This is a genomic window from Thermostichus sp. MS-CIW-30 (assembly GCF_054058015.1).
In genome coordinates, this window is record NZ_JBSRZW010000009.1 from 88,077 (window position 1) to 103,150 (window position 15,074).

A 15,074-nucleotide genomic window follows, 5' to 3' on the forward strand; every position below is an offset into this window, starting at 1 on the left:
TTAACGAGATCCTAGACTCTTCTTAAAAATTTATTAACTGTAATATGACATAAATACAAATGAATGAACCATCTCAATGAATTTGAGATGGTTTTTGCTTTTCAGGCAAGACTTCTAGGGCCTAGAGGAGGAATTTTTACCTCTTCTGGGTTCGTCAGATGCTCTTGTTGATTGCCATAGTTGGGAGCTTTTATTCATGATGACACTATCTTCTTTTGGAACTCGGATCCCGTTGGGAAAGCTGGTGATGGGAGCTGGATTGGCGGGAGCTGTCACCTTGGGGTTGGGCAGCAGCCTTTCTCAGGCTCGTCTAGACTGTCCCCGCCCTCCTCAAATGGATGCCCGCTACTGTGATCGGGTGGGGGATCTGGTTGCCGATTTGCCGGAGGATCCCTCGGAGTGGGTAGATCCGGAAGTGCTGTTGGTGTCTTATACCTCCTCAGAAGAGCCAGCTGTCTATGCCAATACCTGGGCTGAATTCACCGCTCACTTAGAGGAAGTCACCGGTAGACGGGTGCAATTTGTCCCTGCCGATTCTCAGGCTGCTCAGTACGAGGCAATGCGCGCTGGACGTCTACACATTATGGGTACCTGCACAGGCTGTACTCCTGTAGCCGTGAATGTTGCCGGCTTTGTGCCCTTTGCCATTTTCCAACAAGAAGATGGATCCATCGGCTACGAGATGGAAGTGATCACTCATGTGAATAGCGATATTCAAGCCCTCGATGATATTGCCGGTCGTCGTGTAGCTTTTACCCATCCTTCCTCCAACTCCGGTTATATCAGTGCTCGCATTTTGATCAAACAAGAGACAGGCTTGGATGATGAGGCAGGAGACTACATCGCCGAGTTTTCTGGCAGCCACCAAAACTCCATTTTGGGTGTGTTCAACGAAGACTACGATGCCGCCCCCATTGCCAACGATGTGCTTAATCGCATGTGCCTCAACGAGCAAGTGGATTGTAGCCAGTTCCGCAGCCTCTACAAATCGGAGACCTTCCCCAGCGGCTCTTTCGGCCATGCCCACAATCTCCACCCTGAGCTGGCAGAAAGGATCCGAGAAGCCTTCTTTACTTTTGAGTTTGAGGGCACAGCCATGCGACAAGCTTTTAACCGGGTAGCTTTTGCACCGATTACTTATCAAGAAAACTGGGAGATCATCCGTCGCATTCAGGAAGAAGAGGGCGTGGAATATACGCTTTAGGCAGTCCTCAGGGATCCCCTGCCCAGAGAGGATCCCTGATTTACATAGTTCTGAATCTAGAGCTGAATCTAGAGAAATCGCACTGGCTGGTTCCGTCCATACCCCATCTCGACGAGTATGTGATAACCCACTCTTAACTTCCTATTAAACCTGTCTTAACTCTACAGGGGTCAAACAGCGCTACTATATTATTAAGTTTCGTTAGGCGACGTGAGTTTTGCAGCTCTTCTTTGGATTCTGTAGCTTATGAATTCACATCAAGTCTCTTGATTAGCTGGATCTTCTCGCCCACTTTTGTGTTTTTTAGCTGATAACGGTTTGCTTCATCTTGCATTCGGGGGTTTTTGCAATGTTGGCGTTTTGCTCTGTGGCTCGTCTGTTATCCAAAAGCCTTGCCCTGGCTGGTTTGGTTGCTGTGCTAGTGGGTTATCAATCTGCTCAAGCTCAATCTTGCCCTCGTCCGGCAGGCATGGATGAGCGCTATTGTGATGCCGATGGGGATCTGGTGGCGGATACTCCGACGGATCCCGCTCAAATTGTCAATCCTGACACTTTGCTCATCTCCTACACTTCTTCCGAGGATCCCGCCGTTTATTCAGAAACCTGGCAGGAATTTACCGACTACCTCAAGCAAGTGACCGGTAAAGATGTGCAATTTGTGCCAGTTGATTCCGAGGCCGCCCAAACCGAGGCACTGCGGGCCGGACGTTTACACATCATGGGCACCTGCACCGGCTGTACCCCCCGCGCTGTGAACCAAGCAGGCTATGTGCCTTTCGCCGTTTTTGCCAAGGAAGATGGTAGCTTTGGCTACGAAATGGAAGTGATCACTCGCATCGATAGTGACTTGGAAAAACTAGAAGACATCAAAGGCCGCCGCATTGCTTTCACCCAGCCCTCCTCCAATTCCGGCTACATCAGCGCCCGTATTTTGATCGAGGCGGAAACTGGCTTTAAGGACGGTGTGGACTACGAAGCCAATTTCTCTGGGGGGCACGAAAACTCCATTTTGGGTGTGTTCAACGGAGACTACGATGCGGCCCCCATTGCCAACGATGTGCTCAACCGCATGTGCATCGCCGGACAAGTGCAGTGCGATCAGTTTCGTACCCTCTACAAATCGGCTACTTTCCCCAGCGGCCCATTTGGCTATGCTCACAATTTGGATCCACAGCTGCAGGAGAAAATCCGCGAGGCCTTCTATACCTTTGACTTTGCAGGCACTAAGTTGGCAGAAGCCTTTGACCGAGCTTCCTTTGCTCCCATCACCTACAAGGAAGATTGGGAAGTGATCCGGCTGATTCAAGAAAATGCCCCTCCCCAATAGGTGGGCTGAACAGAATCGGGATCCCTTGTTCAGGGCAAGCCATAGGGGATCCCTTCTGATTTCAAAATTCTCTCAAGATTGCAAACATCTGGTTCTAGAAGGCCCGCAATTGCAAATGTCCACTTCAAGTAGGTTATCAAGATGCTACGTATCGACTCCCTCAGCAAACGTTACCCCACAGGCGATATGGCCCTGAAAGGGGTGACCTTAGAAGTTCCCGATGGGCAGGTGATGGCCTTGATTGGTCCTTCGGGTGCTGGGAAAAGTACGCTGCTCCGTTGCATCAACCGCTTGGTGGAGCCGACCAGTGGCAGCATTTGGCTCAATGGAATCGACCTCACTCGCTTGAACACCCGGGAGTTGCGGCAAGCACGACGCAAAATCGGCATGATCTTTCAGGAATATGCCCTCGTGGAGCGCCTGACCGTGATGGAAAATGTTCTTTCGGGTCAGTTGGGCTACGTCAATTTTTGGCAAAGCTGGTTCCGCAAGTTTCCCCAAGCCACCATCGACGAAGCCTTCCGCTTACTGGATCGAGTGGGATTGTCGGACTTTCCCGATAAGCGGGCAGATGCTTTGTCTGGGGGGCAACGGCAACGGGTGGGAATCGCCCGGGCTCTCCTGCAAAACCCAGAGCTGCTATTGGTGGATGAACCGACCGCCAGTTTGGACCCGAAAACCTCCCGCCAAATTATGCGCCTGATCAACGAGCTGGCTTCAGAGCGGGGCCTATCGGTGATCATCAACATTCACGATGTGCCTCTAGCGCAAATGTTTGCCCAGCGGATCGTCGGTTTGCGGTTTGGGGAAGTGGTGTATGATGGCCCCCCCAATCGCCTCACCCCCAGCGTCTTAAACGAAATCTACGGCGAAGAAGATTGGAATGCTTCTGGCCCAGCCCAAGACTCCGAAGAAAACGAAGCCGTCTCGGCTGGAGTAGCCACCCACTAAGGGATCCCTTGCAGAAGTCAGTAGAAGTCAATAGAAGTCAGTAGTGCGGAGCACACCCATGGCACAGGCAACGACACTGAGCGGGCGCCAATGGTCGCCACCACCTTTGATTAAAAATCCTTGGGTTCGCTGGGGACTGATTCTTGGGGCGGTCATTTACCTGATCTTTGCGCTTTCTACTCTCAATTTCGATCCAGCCCGGGTAGCCCGCGGTATGCAGCGTAGTGGCCGTCTCTTGTTGGCCTTTTTGCATCCCGATTTCACCACCCGCGGCAACTTGATTGTCACCGGGATGCTGGAAAGTGTGACCATGGCCGCCATTTCCACCGTGGCAGGATTTATTGTCGCGGTTCCGGTGGGGTTTGGGGCCGCACGCAACTTGGTGCCAATGCCGGTCTACCTGGTTTGTCGTGGCCTGATTGCCCTGTCGCGCACCTTCCAAGAGGTGATCATCGCCATTTTGTTTGTGGTCATGTTTGGCTTTGGGCCTTTTGCTGGAGTGCTCACCCTCACCTTTGGGAGTTTGGGTTTTTTCAGCAAGCTTTTGGCAGAAGACATCGAAGAAATTGATGCAGTACAGGTGGAGGCGATTCGCTCCACGGGGGCTTCTTGGCTCCAAATGGTCAGCTACGCGGTGGTGCCGCAGGTGTTGCCCCGCATGATCGGCTTGACTCTGTATCGTTTCGACATCAACATTCGGGAGGCGGCCATTCTGGGGATTGTCGGTGCCGGTGGGATTGGCTCTACCCTGAACACCTCCTTACGTCGCTACGACTATGACACGGCCTCTGCCATCATCCTTGTGATTATCGCTCTGGTGATGGTGGTGGAATTGAGTTCTGGTTGGATTCGCAAGAGGGTGCAATAATGCCTGTTCTGGAAAGCAGTGGGATCAAGACCTGGCAGTGGCGCAATCAAAAGCAAACTTTGCTTGAGTATGCCTTCTGGTTGGCTCTGCTGTTACTGATGTTTGCCTGCGCTAAGTTCATTGCAGACCGTACCACCTGGGGCTTTGTGCTGGATGCACCGCGCCAGGGAAGAGAAATGCTCTCGCGGGGGGTACCGCCCCGTTGGGACTACATGTCACAGCTTTGGCGCCCCCTTTGGGATACCCTCACCATTGCCACATTGGGTACGGCCCTTTCCTTTGTGATTTCGGTGCCGGTGGCCTTTTTGGCAGCCCGCAACACCACTCCCAATTTGCTGGTGCGCTACATCGCCCTGTTCATCATCGTCGGCACCCGTTCGGTTAACTCCCTGATTTGGGCTTTGATCCTGGTGGTTGTTCTTGGGCCAGGGGTCTTGTCCGGAACCTTAGCCATTGCCCTACGCTCTGTCGGATTTATGGGCAAGCTGATCTATGAAGGCATCGAAGAGATTAACGAAGAACCAGTAGAAGCGATCCGTTCCACGGGGGCTAGCGGTGCCCAGGTACTGAGCTATGCCATTTGGCCGCAGGTGATCACCAACATCCTCGGGGTAACAATTTACCGTTGGGATATCAATTTGCGAGAGTCTACGGTGGTTGGATTGGTCGGTGCCGGTGGAATTGGCCTACAGCTAGATGCTTCCATCAACACCCTGCGCTGGAATCAGGTGAGCATGATCCTGCTTGTGATCTTCGTTTCTGTGTTCATCAGCGAGTGGATCTCCGCCAAGGCCCGGCAAGCCCTGACTTAGCCCAGGGATCCGGATAGGCTACGGTGAAGGGCAGTTTGCAACAGCACAACTGTATGACTCATGACGGAAGAACTGTTTCGGGCGGAGGCCTATCTCACCACCTGCCAGGCTCGGGTAATTGCCCTTGTGGATAACGGGATCCAGTTGGATCGGACGGTATTCTATCCCACCGGCGGTGGACAACCCGGCGATACGGGATCCCTGATTACATCGGACGGTCGTGTCATCCCGATTGTCGATACCCAAAAGGGGGAAACGGGCATCCTCCACATCCCGGCAGAGGGATCCCCACCCCTCAGTCTGGGGGAGTCAGTCAGCGCCAGCATCGACTGGGAACGTCGCTATCGGCACATGCGCATGCATACGGCTCTACACCTGCTCTGTGCAGTGGTAGAAGGTGGCGTTACGGGGGGTCAGGTGGGTGAAAGCAAAAGCCGATTGGACTTTAACATCCCTGGAGAAAAACCCGACAAAGAAACCCTGACGGGTGCGTCTCAATGCTTTGGTACAAGGTAACCACGCCGTGAACCCCCGCTGGGTTAGCGATGAAGAACTAAAAGCCAATCCCAGCCTGGTGCGCACCATGTCGGTCAAGCCCCCCACCGGACAGGGGCAAGTGCGCTTGCTGGAAATTGAGAATGTGGACTTGCAACCCTGCGGCGGCACTCATGTACGGGCGACAGGAGAAATTGGCAAGTTGGTGGTGAGCAAGATCGAAAGCAAAGGCAAGCAAAACCGACGCATTGTGGTCAGCTTGGTGGATCCCTGAAAAACTACAGACTACCCTTGGCTGGGCTGAGTCAATGAACCCAAAGATCCATCGACTGCCACCTGAAGACTCGCGGACTCTGGAATGGGCGCTTGTGCTGTCGGGAACCCTAAGAACGGGCTTTGCTCCACCGCCTGGATGGACAAGGTAAACAAGGGGTTGGAGAGAATCCCGGCAAAGATGGTGGCCACCAGAGTCAACACCATACCGACCCGCAGAGCAGGCATACCTTCTGCCTGCCAGTTGGTCTCGGGGTAATTTTGCACCGAAACCGACATCTCTTGCGGCTCTTTCACCACGATGGTTTTCACCACCCGCACGTAGTAGTAGATGGAGATGACGCTGGTGACCAACCCCACCAACACTAGGGTATAGGCCCCTGCCTGCCAACCGGCCCAGAACAGGTACAACTTGCCGAAGAAGCCTGCTAGAGGGGGCAACCCACCCAACGAAAGCAGACAAATGCTCAAGCAAAGGGTGAGGAAGGGATCCTTCTGGTAGAGGCCGCTGTACTCGCTAATTTCATCGGTGCCGGTCTTCAGGCTGAACAGGGTGATGCACAAAAAGGCCCCCAGGTTCATGGCCAAATAGACCATCAAGTAAAAGATCAAGCTGGCATAGCCTGCCTCGGTGCCCGCCACCAAGCCAATCAAAACGAAGCCCGCCTGTCCAATGGAAGAATAGGCCAGCAGCCGCTTGAGGCGGGTTTGGGCAATGGCCACCACGTTCCCCAGCACCATGGTCAAAATGGCCAGCACCGAGAGCACCGCCCGCCACTCTTCCGTCATGGCCGGAAATACGGTGGCCAGAAAGCGCACCGCCAAGGCAAAGCCTGCTGCTTTGGATCCCACTGACAAAAAGGCCACCACCGGCGTTGGGGATCCCTCGTAGACATCAGGAGTCCACTGGTGAAAGGGCACTGCCGCCAACTTAAACCCGATACCACCAATGCAGAGCACCAAAGCGATGATCCCTGCCAAGCCGGCATCCCCCATAGAGGAGGCAATGGCTTCCAGCTTCGTTTGCCCACCCGAAAGGCCGTAGAGCAGCGACATGCCGTAGAGAAAAATGGCTGTGCTGCTGGCCCCGATCAAGAGATATTTCAGGGCTGCCTCGGAAGAACGGGGATCCCGCTTGGTGTAGCCGGCCATCAGGTAGCTGGCAATGCCCAGGGTTTCCAGAGATACAAACACCAGGATCAAGTCCGTCGCCCCGGAGAGGAACATGCCCCCCAAGGTGGCCGTGAGCAGCAACACATAAAACTCGCCTGTGGGCGCTCCGGACTGAGAGATGTAGCGCTCCGCCATCATCACGGTCAGTATCGCCGTCCCCACCACCAGGCCACGGAAGAGAATGCTGACGGGATCCGCTGCAAAGCTGCCCAAGAAGCTCTCCAACTGGGGCTGCTGCCATTGCAACACCAAGGTCACCAAGGCCCCGATCAAGCCAAAGATGGAGAGGGCCGGAAGACTTTTGCGCGCCGCCGAACCACCGACCAAATCCACCACCAAGACGAGCAAGAGGGTGAGGGTAACCACCACTTCTGGCCAAATGGCACCGGCATACAGGTTTCCGGTTGGGGCAAAGACATCCATAGGAGAAGACTATGAAGAGAGATTAAGGGGATCCACAGCCAGCATACCGCGATTTCTGGTCTCTCTCCCCGCTTCAGGCATCTCTTCTCCCAATCGTCTCCATCAGCACTCTCAATCCACGGGCTCAGTAGAGCTTGGCGCTGGAGGTGAGCACCAGCTTCAGGCGGGCGTGGATCAGATCCAAGTCCGCCAGCCCCAGGTCGATCTCCCCATCGATGACGATGCCGGTGTGGATCAGCCGATCCAAGAGTTCCAGCAGGGATCCCTCGCGGTGGGGTTGTCCGGGGTAGTAGTCCCCCTGGCGGGGCAGGAGGGTGCCCAGATCTCCGAGCTCCAGGTTCAAATCCGCCGGGTCAATCTCCAACAGGCTGCAGATGTGTCGAATTTGCTCCCGCAAGGCTTGTAGGCTGCTGCCGGCCCGCTCAATCTGCTCTGCAGAAAGGCGCTCGGCCTCCATTTGCCGCACCACCTGCGCCTCCATCAACTGCCGCAACAGCTCTACCAAGGTCAGCACCAGAGAGGCCAAACCGGCTTCCGGGCGTTTCCGGCCAGGGGTGGGCCGAGTCTGGCTCAAGTCTTCCGAGCTGGCGGGACTAATCGAAAGGCGCGGCGGGGGAGGAGAAGCAATCCAACGGTCAAAGGGCTGACAAAGCTGTTCCAGGCTGAGCAAATGGAGACGGGGATCCCGAGCGGCCTCTTCCCTTTCCTCCGGCAGGTTGTAGCCCCAGTCGGCCAAAAACAGGAGAACCTGCTCCAGCTCCGGCACCCTCTGCACCTGGCGCAGCGTTTGCAGGCGATCCTCCACAAACCACAGCTCCTCAGCCGGCAGTTGGGCGGCAGCCAGTAGCCGCTGTAAAGTGGTGGCCTTGGGGGCGCGCACCTCCTTGCCCAGAATGCGGTGGCGTGGCAGTTGGATCCCTGCTCGGCCCAAGAGCTGCTGGATGAACCGTCCCTCTTTGGTGCTGAGGATGGCCAAGCGCGGCTCCCCGGCAGCCTGAAGCTGGCGCATCCAGGCCGCCACCCCCGGATAAAACCGGTGCAGCCCCAGCCACCCCTGCAGATCCTCTGCAATCCAGCGATCCCGCACCCGATCCAACGCTTGGATTAGAGAGAGGGCAGGGATCCCTGACTGCTGCAACAACTGCTGACGCCAGCCCGGCCAGTCTTGGCGCAAGTCTTCCTCCCGGATCCCTTCCTGTAGCCCCCACAACAACAGAGGCATCTCCCAGCCGGTCTCGATCAGCGGGCGCAGACGGTCAAAAGCAGGACGCAGCGGCTCTAGCTGAGCAGGAGCCAAGCCCCACACCTGAGCACAAACGCGGCAGGAAGAGGCAAAATACTCCGCCCGCCCATCGCAGAGCACACCATCAAAATCCAGAACCAGAATGCGGGGGGACATTCGCCGGGGCCTAGCGAACTCCATACCTGAGTCCCCCTGGGGGCAAGTTGCAAAAATGGGGCCAGAGGCCAAGTTAATTTAACCAAACTGTTCCACCCGATTGGCCCAACCTAATTGGATTCCAAGATGCGAACCGACTTGATCTCCACCGGTTTCAGGGGGCGATCCTGAGGGCCGGTGGGCGCAGTTGCAATTTTATCCAACACATCCTCTCCCTCGATCAATTGCCCGAAGATCGTGTAGTTGGGCGGCAGCGGGTAGTCGGCATGCATGATGAAGAACTGGCTGCCATTGGTGTTGGGGCCGGCGTTGGCCATAGCCAAAGTGCCGCGGCTGTAGGGACGTTGCACCGGCTCATCGGGAAAGCGGTACCCCGGCCCACCCCGCCCCGTACCCGTGGGATCCCCGCCCTGGATCATGAAGCCGCGGATCACGCGGTGAAAGATGACGCCATCGTAAAAGTGATCGTTGGCCAGAAAGACGAAATTGTTCACGGCCAGGGGAGCTTCCTGAGGAAACAGCTCCAGAACCATTGTGCCGGCGGTGGTCTCCATCGTGGCCGTGTAGGACTTGGCCGGGTCGATCACCATCGGGGGGGGATTGTTGTAGGTTTTCACGGGTTTGCCCAAGTGTTGTGCCAGGAGCAAATCGCGAGAAGAATGCGGGCGGGCCAAAACAGGGAGAGCACTCAACCCCACCCAAAGCACCACCATCAGCACAGCTAACTTCACCAGGCTGGCCAACTTAGATCGCGCACGCACAATTCTTGCAGGAAAGCTCCACCCCTATCCTACCAGGATTCTGTCCTAGCCTAATTTTCCCCGGACTTGGATGGAGGCTTGGCTCGCCGCACCAGCCAATAACTCACCGAGAGGGCCAACGTCGCTGCCCCCAAGCCAATGAGCTCCAACCCCCCTAGCTTCTCGAAATCGAAAATGATGATCTTGCGGGCCACCGCAATCAAAGAGGTGACGATCACCAGCTCCACCTGCACCACCTGCTTTTGCAAGTAGGCGGTGATGTTCTCCAGAATTTCCAGCGCAATCAAAATATTTAAAAAGAGGCCGAAGATCTCGATCAAAGTGGTGGAGAAAAACCCAGTTGGCTCCATCAACAAATCTGCCACCAAGAACCGGGCCAAGTCCACCACTGCTACTGTGATTAGCCCGATCATCAAAATTGAAAGCAGCTTCGAGATCAGGCTTTCGATGCGGGCAATGGCCCGCAAAAAGGGATCCTCCTCTTCTGTCTCGTGGGGATTGTGCAACAGCCACTTGAGAAACCGCATCGCCAACCCCGACAGATCCAAACCCTTATGTCCTGATCCTGAGACAACATTATCCGTCCCAACCGTCTTGCCGGGAAGCAGGCAGGGATCCCTTGGGGCGATGATTGCGACACCGCTCAGAACAGTATTTCACCTCCGACCAACAGTCGGCCCACTTTTTGCGCCAGGTGAAGGGTCGCTGACAGGTGAGACAAATCTTGCTGGGCAAATCCGATTTCTTCCGTTGGCGTGGCATGGTGCACTGCAAAACAAGGTCAACTCTGTAGTCAGTTTAACAATCCTACCGGATGCTGACCGTTACCATCACGGAAGTGTTTAGTCTGCGCCCCACCTTAGCAAAAGCTGAAGTCTGAACCTAGAGAAATCGAGTAGCCTCTTGAAATCCGGCGAGATCTCTGCCCTGTGTCTGCAGGGATCCCTGAAGGAAGTTGGGTTTGCTGAAAGGTTAGCCGCCTCCATCCTGTACTGAGTAAAGTTCTTAACACCCGCTTGTGAACTTGAGCTTGAGTTTGTATGAAATCTCAACCAAATGGGACGAATGTAGCTGTTCAGAACTCTCCTCCTCCACTGAAGCGGGTTGAGGTACGGCTCAGCAAACCCGGCAACCGAGCGACCCAAGCCTCGCTTTCGGAAGACTCAGTGGGCGTATTTTTGCGGGAAATGGCTCGCTACCCACTCCTCAATGCCGAGCAGGAAGTGAAATTGGGACGGCTGATTGCAGAGGGGGGAGCTGCCAGGGAACGGGCGAAACGGGAATTGGTCAGGGCCAACCTGCGCTTGGTGGTCTCGATTGCCAAAAAGTATTTGAATCGCGGTGTGCCGTTTCTGGATTTGATTCAAGAAGGCACCATCGGCCTGATCCGGGCCGCAGAAAAATTTGAGTGCGAACGCGGCTACAAGTTTTCCACCTACGCCTACTGGTGGATTCGCCAAGGGATCACCCGCGCCGTTGCCAATCAGGGGCGCCTGGTGCGGATCCCGGTGCACATGGTAGAAAAGCTCAACCAGGTGAAGCGGATCCGGCGAGATCTGACCGAGACCCTAAACCGTCGCCCCACCCAAGCAGAGATTGCCAAAGCTCTGGAGATTTCCCCCGACAAGCTGGACGCTCTCTTAACCCTCTTGGAAGCCGGTCGCCAAACCCTTTCGCTACATACTCCAGTTGGCAAAGAGGAGGATAGGGAGCTGATGCAGCTTATCGAGGCCGCCAACGGCCCCACTCCCGAATCGCAAATGGACTTGTACCTGCTGTCTGCCCAACTGGAAGAGATGCTGGAGCAGCTCAGCCCCCGAGAGCAAGAGATTCTCAAGCTCCGCTATGGGCTGAAAGATGGCCACCTACACACTCTCTCCGAAATTGGTCAGCTTTTCGGCCTCTCTCGGGAGCGCGTCCGACAAATTCAAGCACGAGCCATGCGCAAACTGCGCCATCCACGCCGACAGGAAATTTTGGCAGATTGGATGACCTCGTTTTAGGCAGTAGGCCACGGCTGCTCCACAGGCGAAACCCAGGATTCCGCAGCAGTTTATGTTCAGCAAAGCTCTGCAGAACCAGGACCAGAGGCGTGCCCCCACTTTTGGACAAGGGATCTGTCAACTAGCCCATCTTCTGCAACTGCAGGGGGTGAGGCTGAGGGCGGCTGCGCAGGGCAGCTTCGATCAACCCCAAAAAGAGGGGGTGGGGGCGGTTGGGGCGGGAGCGAAACTCCGGATGGAACTGGGTGGCGATGAAAAAGGGGTGGCTGGGCAGCTCGATAATCTCCACCAAGCGGTTATCCGGCGAGACGCCGCTGATAACATAGCCGGAGTCTAGAAAAAGGCTGCGGTAGGCGTTATTAAACTCGTAGCGATGGCGGTGGCGCTCGTAGATGATGGTCTCGCCATACAGCTTGGCCGCTAGGGTATTGGGCATGATGCGACAGGGATAGAGGCCCAGCCGCAGGGTTCCTCCCAGATCTTCCACATCTTTCTGCTCCGGCAGCAGGCTGATGACAGGGTGGGGGGTATCGGGATCAAACTCATAGCTATTGGCCCGCTCCAGGTGGGCAATGTGACATCCCCAGTCGATCACCGCGCACTGCATGCCCAGACACAGCCCTAGGAAGGGAATGCCTTGCTCGCGCACGTAGCGGATGGTAGCCACCTTGCCCTCGATGCCGCGATTGCCAAACCCCCCCGGCACCACTACCCCATCCACACCAGCCAGTAGGGCTTCCGGCCCCCGCTCCTCGACTTCCTCAGAAGAGATCCAGCGCAGGGTGACACCGGCATTGAGGGCTAGCCCAGCATGGCGCAGGGCCTCGGCCACGGAAAGATAGGCATCTGTAAGGCGCACGTATTTGCCGACAATGGCAATCTCCACCTGCTCTTGGGGGTGGTGCAGCCGCTGCACCAGGAGCTCCCACTCCCGTAGATCTGGCTGCTGCGGATCCAAGTTGAGAATCTCCAGAACCCGCTGCGCCAACCCCTCCTGCTCTAGCACCAGAGGCACGTCGTAGATGCTGGGGGCATCCTGCGCCTGGATGACGCATTCTACCGGCACGTCACAAAACTCGGAGATCTTCTCTTTGATGCTGCGGGGCAGGGGCTGCTCGCAGCGGCACACCAACACATCTGGCTGGATGCCAATGGAGCGCAACTCCTTGACCGAGTGCTGGGTAGGCTTGGTTTTCATCTCCCCTGCCGCCTTGATCAAAGGCACCAGGGTAACATGCACATAGGCCACGTTGGCCCGGCCCACATCCTTGCGAAATTGGCGGATGGCCTCCAAAAAGGGCAAAGACTCGATATCTCCCACCGTGCCCCCCACCTCCACCAGCACCACATCGGGGTTGGTCTCGCGGGCCACTCGCCGGATCCGCTCTTTGATCTCTTGGGTGACGTGGGGGATCACCTGCACCGTGCTGCCCTGGTAATCGCCGCGCCGCTCTTTGTGGATCACGGCCTGGTAGATGGAGCCGGTGGTAACGTTGTTGAGCTTGGACATGTTGGTGTCGGTGAAGCGCTCGTAGTGGCCCAAGTCCAAGTCCGTCTCGGCGCCATCGTCGGTAACAAACACTTCCCCATGCTGGTAGGGGCTCATGGTGCCGGGATCCACATTGATATAGGGATCCAGCTTCAAAATCGACACCGTGTAGTTGCGGGATTTGAGCAGGCGACCCAAGCTAGCCGCCACAATGCCTTTGCCGATGCTGGAGACCACTCCGCCCGTGACGAAGACAAACTTGGTCATAGCTTGGATCCCTTGCCTTTTTTTGATTATGCCAGGGATCCCTTAGCGCAGAGAGCGGATGGGGCCGTTGTAGAGGATGGTGGTTTGAAAGGTGCGCCTGTCCACCCGCACCTGGGTTTCAATGCTGGGCTGGACGAAGCCGGGCTCTCCCCCCCGGAAGGTGAAGATCCAGGCGTCTTCAAACTCTTCAAACGGCGAGTCAATGGCTGCCCCGTGCATGGAAGCTTCGGCGCGATAGCGCTGTAGGCCCCCATTGGCGATCTCGGCAGCTTGGCGGGCCAGGTTTTTGGCGCGGTTGAGATCCCGGAGGTAGCGGCTGATCTCCTCAAAACTCCCCCTGGGCAGCGGTCGCTGGGGAGCAGGGGTTGCCGGCACAGGCCGGGGATCCGGCACAATGGGCAGGGTGGGAATATCGGGACTGGGGGGCAGCGGGGTTTGGGAAGGTTCGGGAAAGAGGGGCCTAATCCCCTGGGTCTGGGCGGGCAGCGAGGATCCCCAGAGCAGCGCTCCGGCCAGGCAGAGAGGGAAAAGGGATCTCATAGGCAGTTCCTGATACATTTACGCTGAACACTGCTAAGCATTACTGCTCAGCGGTGAAGCGATAGCATTCTGTCCGTTTCCGTTGTCGCTACGCGACGCTGACGCGACCGCGCTACTCGGACGGAGTCCAAACAGAAAGGCGGTATCCCGCAAAGCCCTGAGCATAACACCCAGAGCGCCTTGCCAATCTCGTGGTAGCCTATGGTTGCACTTTGGGCATCTAAACACCTTTGCGCCACCTAACCTCGTGTGGATGTGCCCGCACTTAGTGCAGGTTTTGCTGGTGTACGCTTCCGATACTTCCACGACGACCACGTTTTTCTTCTTGGCTTGAAACTTCAGGAACTGCTGGAACCGATAGTGCGCCCAGGTGAGCATCGCCCTTGCTGTCTTGCTACCAAACTTCCTCCCTGCCTTGGCAACCATCTTGGCTGACTCGAAAGTGGGGAGGAATATCAATCGGTAGTTATCCGTTAGGAACGCCGCTACCTTGCGATGGCACTCGTCCACCAGGTTCCTGATTCTCTCCCGCAGACGAAACGCCGCTTGCCGCATTCGCCTACGCTTGGGTCTCGGTGCTTTACTCAGCCTAGATTGCAGATCGTCTAGGTGGTAGCACAGCCGAGCGATTCTACCAAAGTCCCCCTTGGCGATATCTACAAAGCCCGCCCCATCAAACCCTGTAAGGAAGCTTCTTACTCCAGGATCAAGTGCGATCACCCCCTTTGCTAACGAACACTGCTCGTTCACGGGCTCAGGAAAGATGGCATACCATCTGTCTTTCACCCGCATTAGCTCAGTTCCACGTACCCACTCTCTGGGCATCTCCTCGGATGCACGGAACGCCAAACCTCGGGTGAGTTTCGGATACCACGTCCCATTGCGAAAGTTGCCGGCGTTGAATTGCAGCGTATGCGACCTGTCCCGCACACTGCGAAACCTCGCGTCTTTGCTTCGGCGAAACGCCAACCACGCCTCGACGACCGCGTTCTGCTTGATGTGGCAGGGGGCGTCCTTTACCCACTGGGGCAGGTCGGAGTGCAGGATGATGTCCCGCAGCTTTCTGGCCGTTCTTGGAACACCATGCCG

The 15,074-nt window shown here is 56.2% G+C and carries 16 protein-coding genes; 8 read left to right on the plus strand and 8 right to left on the minus strand.

The window, feature by feature from the left end; genetic code table 11:
* The first annotated feature begins 247 nt into the window (after nucleotides 1-247).
* The 7 genes from phnD (ACVWXW_RS05955) (at nucleotide 248) to ACVWXW_RS05985 (ending at nucleotide 5,931) form a co-directional block, all read left to right on the plus strand.
* Nucleotides 248-1,204, plus strand: a complete 957-nt coding sequence (gene phnD, locus ACVWXW_RS05955) for a phosphate/phosphite/phosphonate ABC transporter substrate-binding protein (RefSeq protein WP_457403189.1) — start codon at nucleotides 248-250, stop codon at nucleotides 1,202-1,204.
* A gap of 349 nt (nucleotides 1,205-1,553) precedes the next feature.
* A complete protein-coding gene (phnD, locus tag ACVWXW_RS05960) occupies nucleotides 1,554-2,531 on the plus strand; it encodes a phosphate/phosphite/phosphonate ABC transporter substrate-binding protein (RefSeq protein ID WP_457403171.1) in 978 nt (325 codons plus the stop codon).
* A 141-nt stretch (nucleotides 2,532-2,672) separates the two neighbouring features.
* A complete protein-coding gene (gene phnC / locus ACVWXW_RS05965; RefSeq protein WP_011433082.1) occupies nucleotides 2,673-3,482 on the plus strand; it encodes a phosphonate ABC transporter ATP-binding protein in 810 nt (269 codons plus the stop codon).
* A 58-nt stretch (nucleotides 3,483-3,540) separates the two neighbouring features.
* Nucleotides 3,541-4,350: a phosphonate ABC transporter, permease protein PhnE gene (gene phnE / locus ACVWXW_RS05970; RefSeq protein ID WP_011433083.1), complete on the plus strand. Its 810-nt coding sequence runs from the start codon at nucleotides 3,541-3,543 to the stop codon at nucleotides 4,348-4,350.
* On the plus strand, nucleotides 4,350-5,162 hold the full coding sequence (gene phnE / locus ACVWXW_RS05975; protein WP_011433084.1) for a phosphonate ABC transporter, permease protein PhnE: 813 nt from the start codon (nucleotides 4,350-4,352) through the stop codon (nucleotides 5,160-5,162). The genes phnE (ACVWXW_RS05970) and phnE (ACVWXW_RS05975) overlap by 1 nt, the downstream gene beginning before the upstream one ends.
* Before the next feature lie 60 nt (nucleotides 5,163-5,222).
* Entirely contained in the window at nucleotides 5,223-5,678 is a 456-nt protein-coding gene (locus ACVWXW_RS05980; protein ID WP_457403173.1) for an alanyl-tRNA editing protein, read from the plus strand.
* A 7-nt stretch (nucleotides 5,679-5,685) separates the two neighbouring features.
* Nucleotides 5,686-5,931 carry an alanyl-tRNA editing protein gene (locus ACVWXW_RS05985; RefSeq protein ID WP_202943694.1) on the plus strand — a complete coding sequence of 82 codons (246 nt, stop codon included), beginning with the start codon at nucleotides 5,686-5,688 and terminating at the stop codon, nucleotides 5,929-5,931.
* A gap of 11 nt (nucleotides 5,932-5,942) precedes the next feature.
* Here the strand turns inward: ACVWXW_RS05985 and ACVWXW_RS05990 are convergent, their stop codons facing one another.
* From ACVWXW_RS05990 to ACVWXW_RS06010, 5 genes are all read right to left on the minus strand, one after another.
* On the minus strand, nucleotides 5,943-7,526 hold the full coding sequence (locus ACVWXW_RS05990; protein WP_457403174.1) for an NAD(P)H-quinone oxidoreductase subunit N: 1,584 nt from the start codon (nucleotides 7,524-7,526) through the stop codon (nucleotides 5,943-5,945).
* 124 nt (nucleotides 7,527-7,650) lie between these two features.
* On the minus strand, nucleotides 7,651-8,925 hold the full coding sequence (gvpJ, locus tag ACVWXW_RS05995) for a gas vesicle protein GvpJ (RefSeq protein WP_457403175.1): 1,275 nt from the start codon (nucleotides 8,923-8,925) through the stop codon (nucleotides 7,651-7,653).
* Nucleotides 8,926-9,035: 110 nt separating this feature from the next.
* On the minus strand, nucleotides 9,036-9,515 hold the full coding sequence (locus tag ACVWXW_RS06000) for a peptidylprolyl isomerase (RefSeq protein ID WP_414356714.1): 480 nt from the start codon (nucleotides 9,513-9,515) through the stop codon (nucleotides 9,036-9,038).
* A gap of 221 nt (nucleotides 9,516-9,736) precedes the next feature.
* Nucleotides 9,737-10,213, minus strand: a complete 477-nt coding sequence (locus tag ACVWXW_RS06005) for a phosphate-starvation-inducible PsiE family protein (protein ID WP_457403190.1) — start codon at nucleotides 10,211-10,213, stop codon at nucleotides 9,737-9,739.
* Nucleotides 10,214-10,262: 49 nt separating this feature from the next.
* Nucleotides 10,263-10,448 (minus strand): DUF2256 domain-containing protein, encoded by a 186-nt coding sequence (locus ACVWXW_RS06010; protein ID WP_041437321.1) that lies wholly within the window; start codon nucleotides 10,446-10,448, stop codon nucleotides 10,263-10,265.
* Nucleotides 10,449-10,726: 278 nt separating this feature from the next.
* On the opposite strand from ACVWXW_RS06010, the gene ACVWXW_RS06015 reads away from it, so the two are divergent.
* A complete protein-coding gene (locus tag ACVWXW_RS06015; protein ID WP_457403177.1) occupies nucleotides 10,727-11,689 on the plus strand; it encodes a sigma-70 family RNA polymerase sigma factor in 963 nt (320 codons plus the stop codon).
* A 121-nt stretch (nucleotides 11,690-11,810) separates the two neighbouring features.
* On the opposite strand, the gene ACVWXW_RS06020 is transcribed toward ACVWXW_RS06015, so the two are convergent.
* From ACVWXW_RS06020 to ACVWXW_RS06030, 3 genes are all read right to left on the minus strand, one after another.
* Nucleotides 11,811-13,445 (minus strand): CTP synthase, encoded by a 1,635-nt coding sequence (locus ACVWXW_RS06020; RefSeq protein ID WP_414329188.1) that lies wholly within the window; start codon nucleotides 13,443-13,445, stop codon nucleotides 11,811-11,813.
* Between the two features lie 42 nt (nucleotides 13,446-13,487).
* A complete protein-coding gene (locus ACVWXW_RS06025) occupies nucleotides 13,488-13,985 on the minus strand; it encodes a hypothetical protein (RefSeq protein WP_457403179.1) in 498 nt (165 codons plus the stop codon).
* Between the two features lie 33 nt (nucleotides 13,986-14,018).
* The coding region (locus tag ACVWXW_RS06030; RefSeq protein ID WP_457403180.1) for an RNA-guided endonuclease InsQ/TnpB family protein at nucleotides 14,019-15,074 on the minus strand (1,056 nt) is incomplete at its 5' end.

Bases quoted from the DNA above. Each gene is read 5' to 3' on its own strand.
- phnD (WP_457403189.1), top strand. From the start codon at position 248: ATGGGAGCTGGATTGGCGGGAGCTGTCACCTTGGGGTTGGGCAGCAGC.
- phnD (WP_457403171.1), top strand. From the start codon at position 1,554: ATGTTGGCGTTTTGCTCTGTGGCTCGTCTGTTATCCAAAAGCCTTGCC.
- phnC (WP_011433082.1), top strand. From the start codon at position 2,673: ATGCTACGTATCGACTCCCTCAGCAAACGTTACCCCACAGGCGATATG.
- phnE (WP_011433083.1), top strand. From the start codon at position 3,541: ATGGCACAGGCAACGACACTGAGCGGGCGCCAATGGTCGCCACCACCT.
- phnE (WP_011433084.1), top strand. From the start codon at position 4,350: ATGCCTGTTCTGGAAAGCAGTGGGATCAAGACCTGGCAGTGGCGCAAT.
- ACVWXW_RS05980 (WP_457403173.1), top strand. From the start codon at position 5,223: ATGACGGAAGAACTGTTTCGGGCGGAGGCCTATCTCACCACCTGCCAG.
- ACVWXW_RS05990 (WP_457403174.1), bottom strand. From the start codon at position 7,526: ATGGATGTCTTTGCCCCAACCGGAAACCTGTATGCCGGTGCCATTTGG.
- gvpJ (WP_457403175.1), bottom strand. From the start codon at position 8,925: ATGTCCCCCCGCATTCTGGTTCTGGATTTTGATGGTGTGCTCTGCGAT.
- ACVWXW_RS06000 (WP_414356714.1), bottom strand. From the start codon at position 9,515: ATGGTGATCGACCCGGCCAAGTCCTACACGGCCACGATGGAGACCACC.
- ACVWXW_RS06005 (WP_457403190.1), bottom strand. From the start codon at position 10,213: ATGCGGTTTCTCAAGTGGCTGTTGCACAATCCCCACGAGACAGAAGAG.
- ACVWXW_RS06010 (WP_041437321.1), bottom strand. From the start codon at position 10,448: ATGCCACGCCAACGGAAGAAATCGGATTTGCCCAGCAAGATTTGTCTC.
- ACVWXW_RS06015 (WP_457403177.1), top strand. From the start codon at position 10,727: ATGAAATCTCAACCAAATGGGACGAATGTAGCTGTTCAGAACTCTCCT.
- ACVWXW_RS06020 (WP_414329188.1), bottom strand. From the start codon at position 13,445: ATGACCAAGTTTGTCTTCGTCACGGGCGGAGTGGTCTCCAGCATCGGC.
- ACVWXW_RS06025 (WP_457403179.1), bottom strand. From the start codon at position 13,985: ATGAGATCCCTTTTCCCTCTCTGCCTGGCCGGAGCGCTGCTCTGGGGA.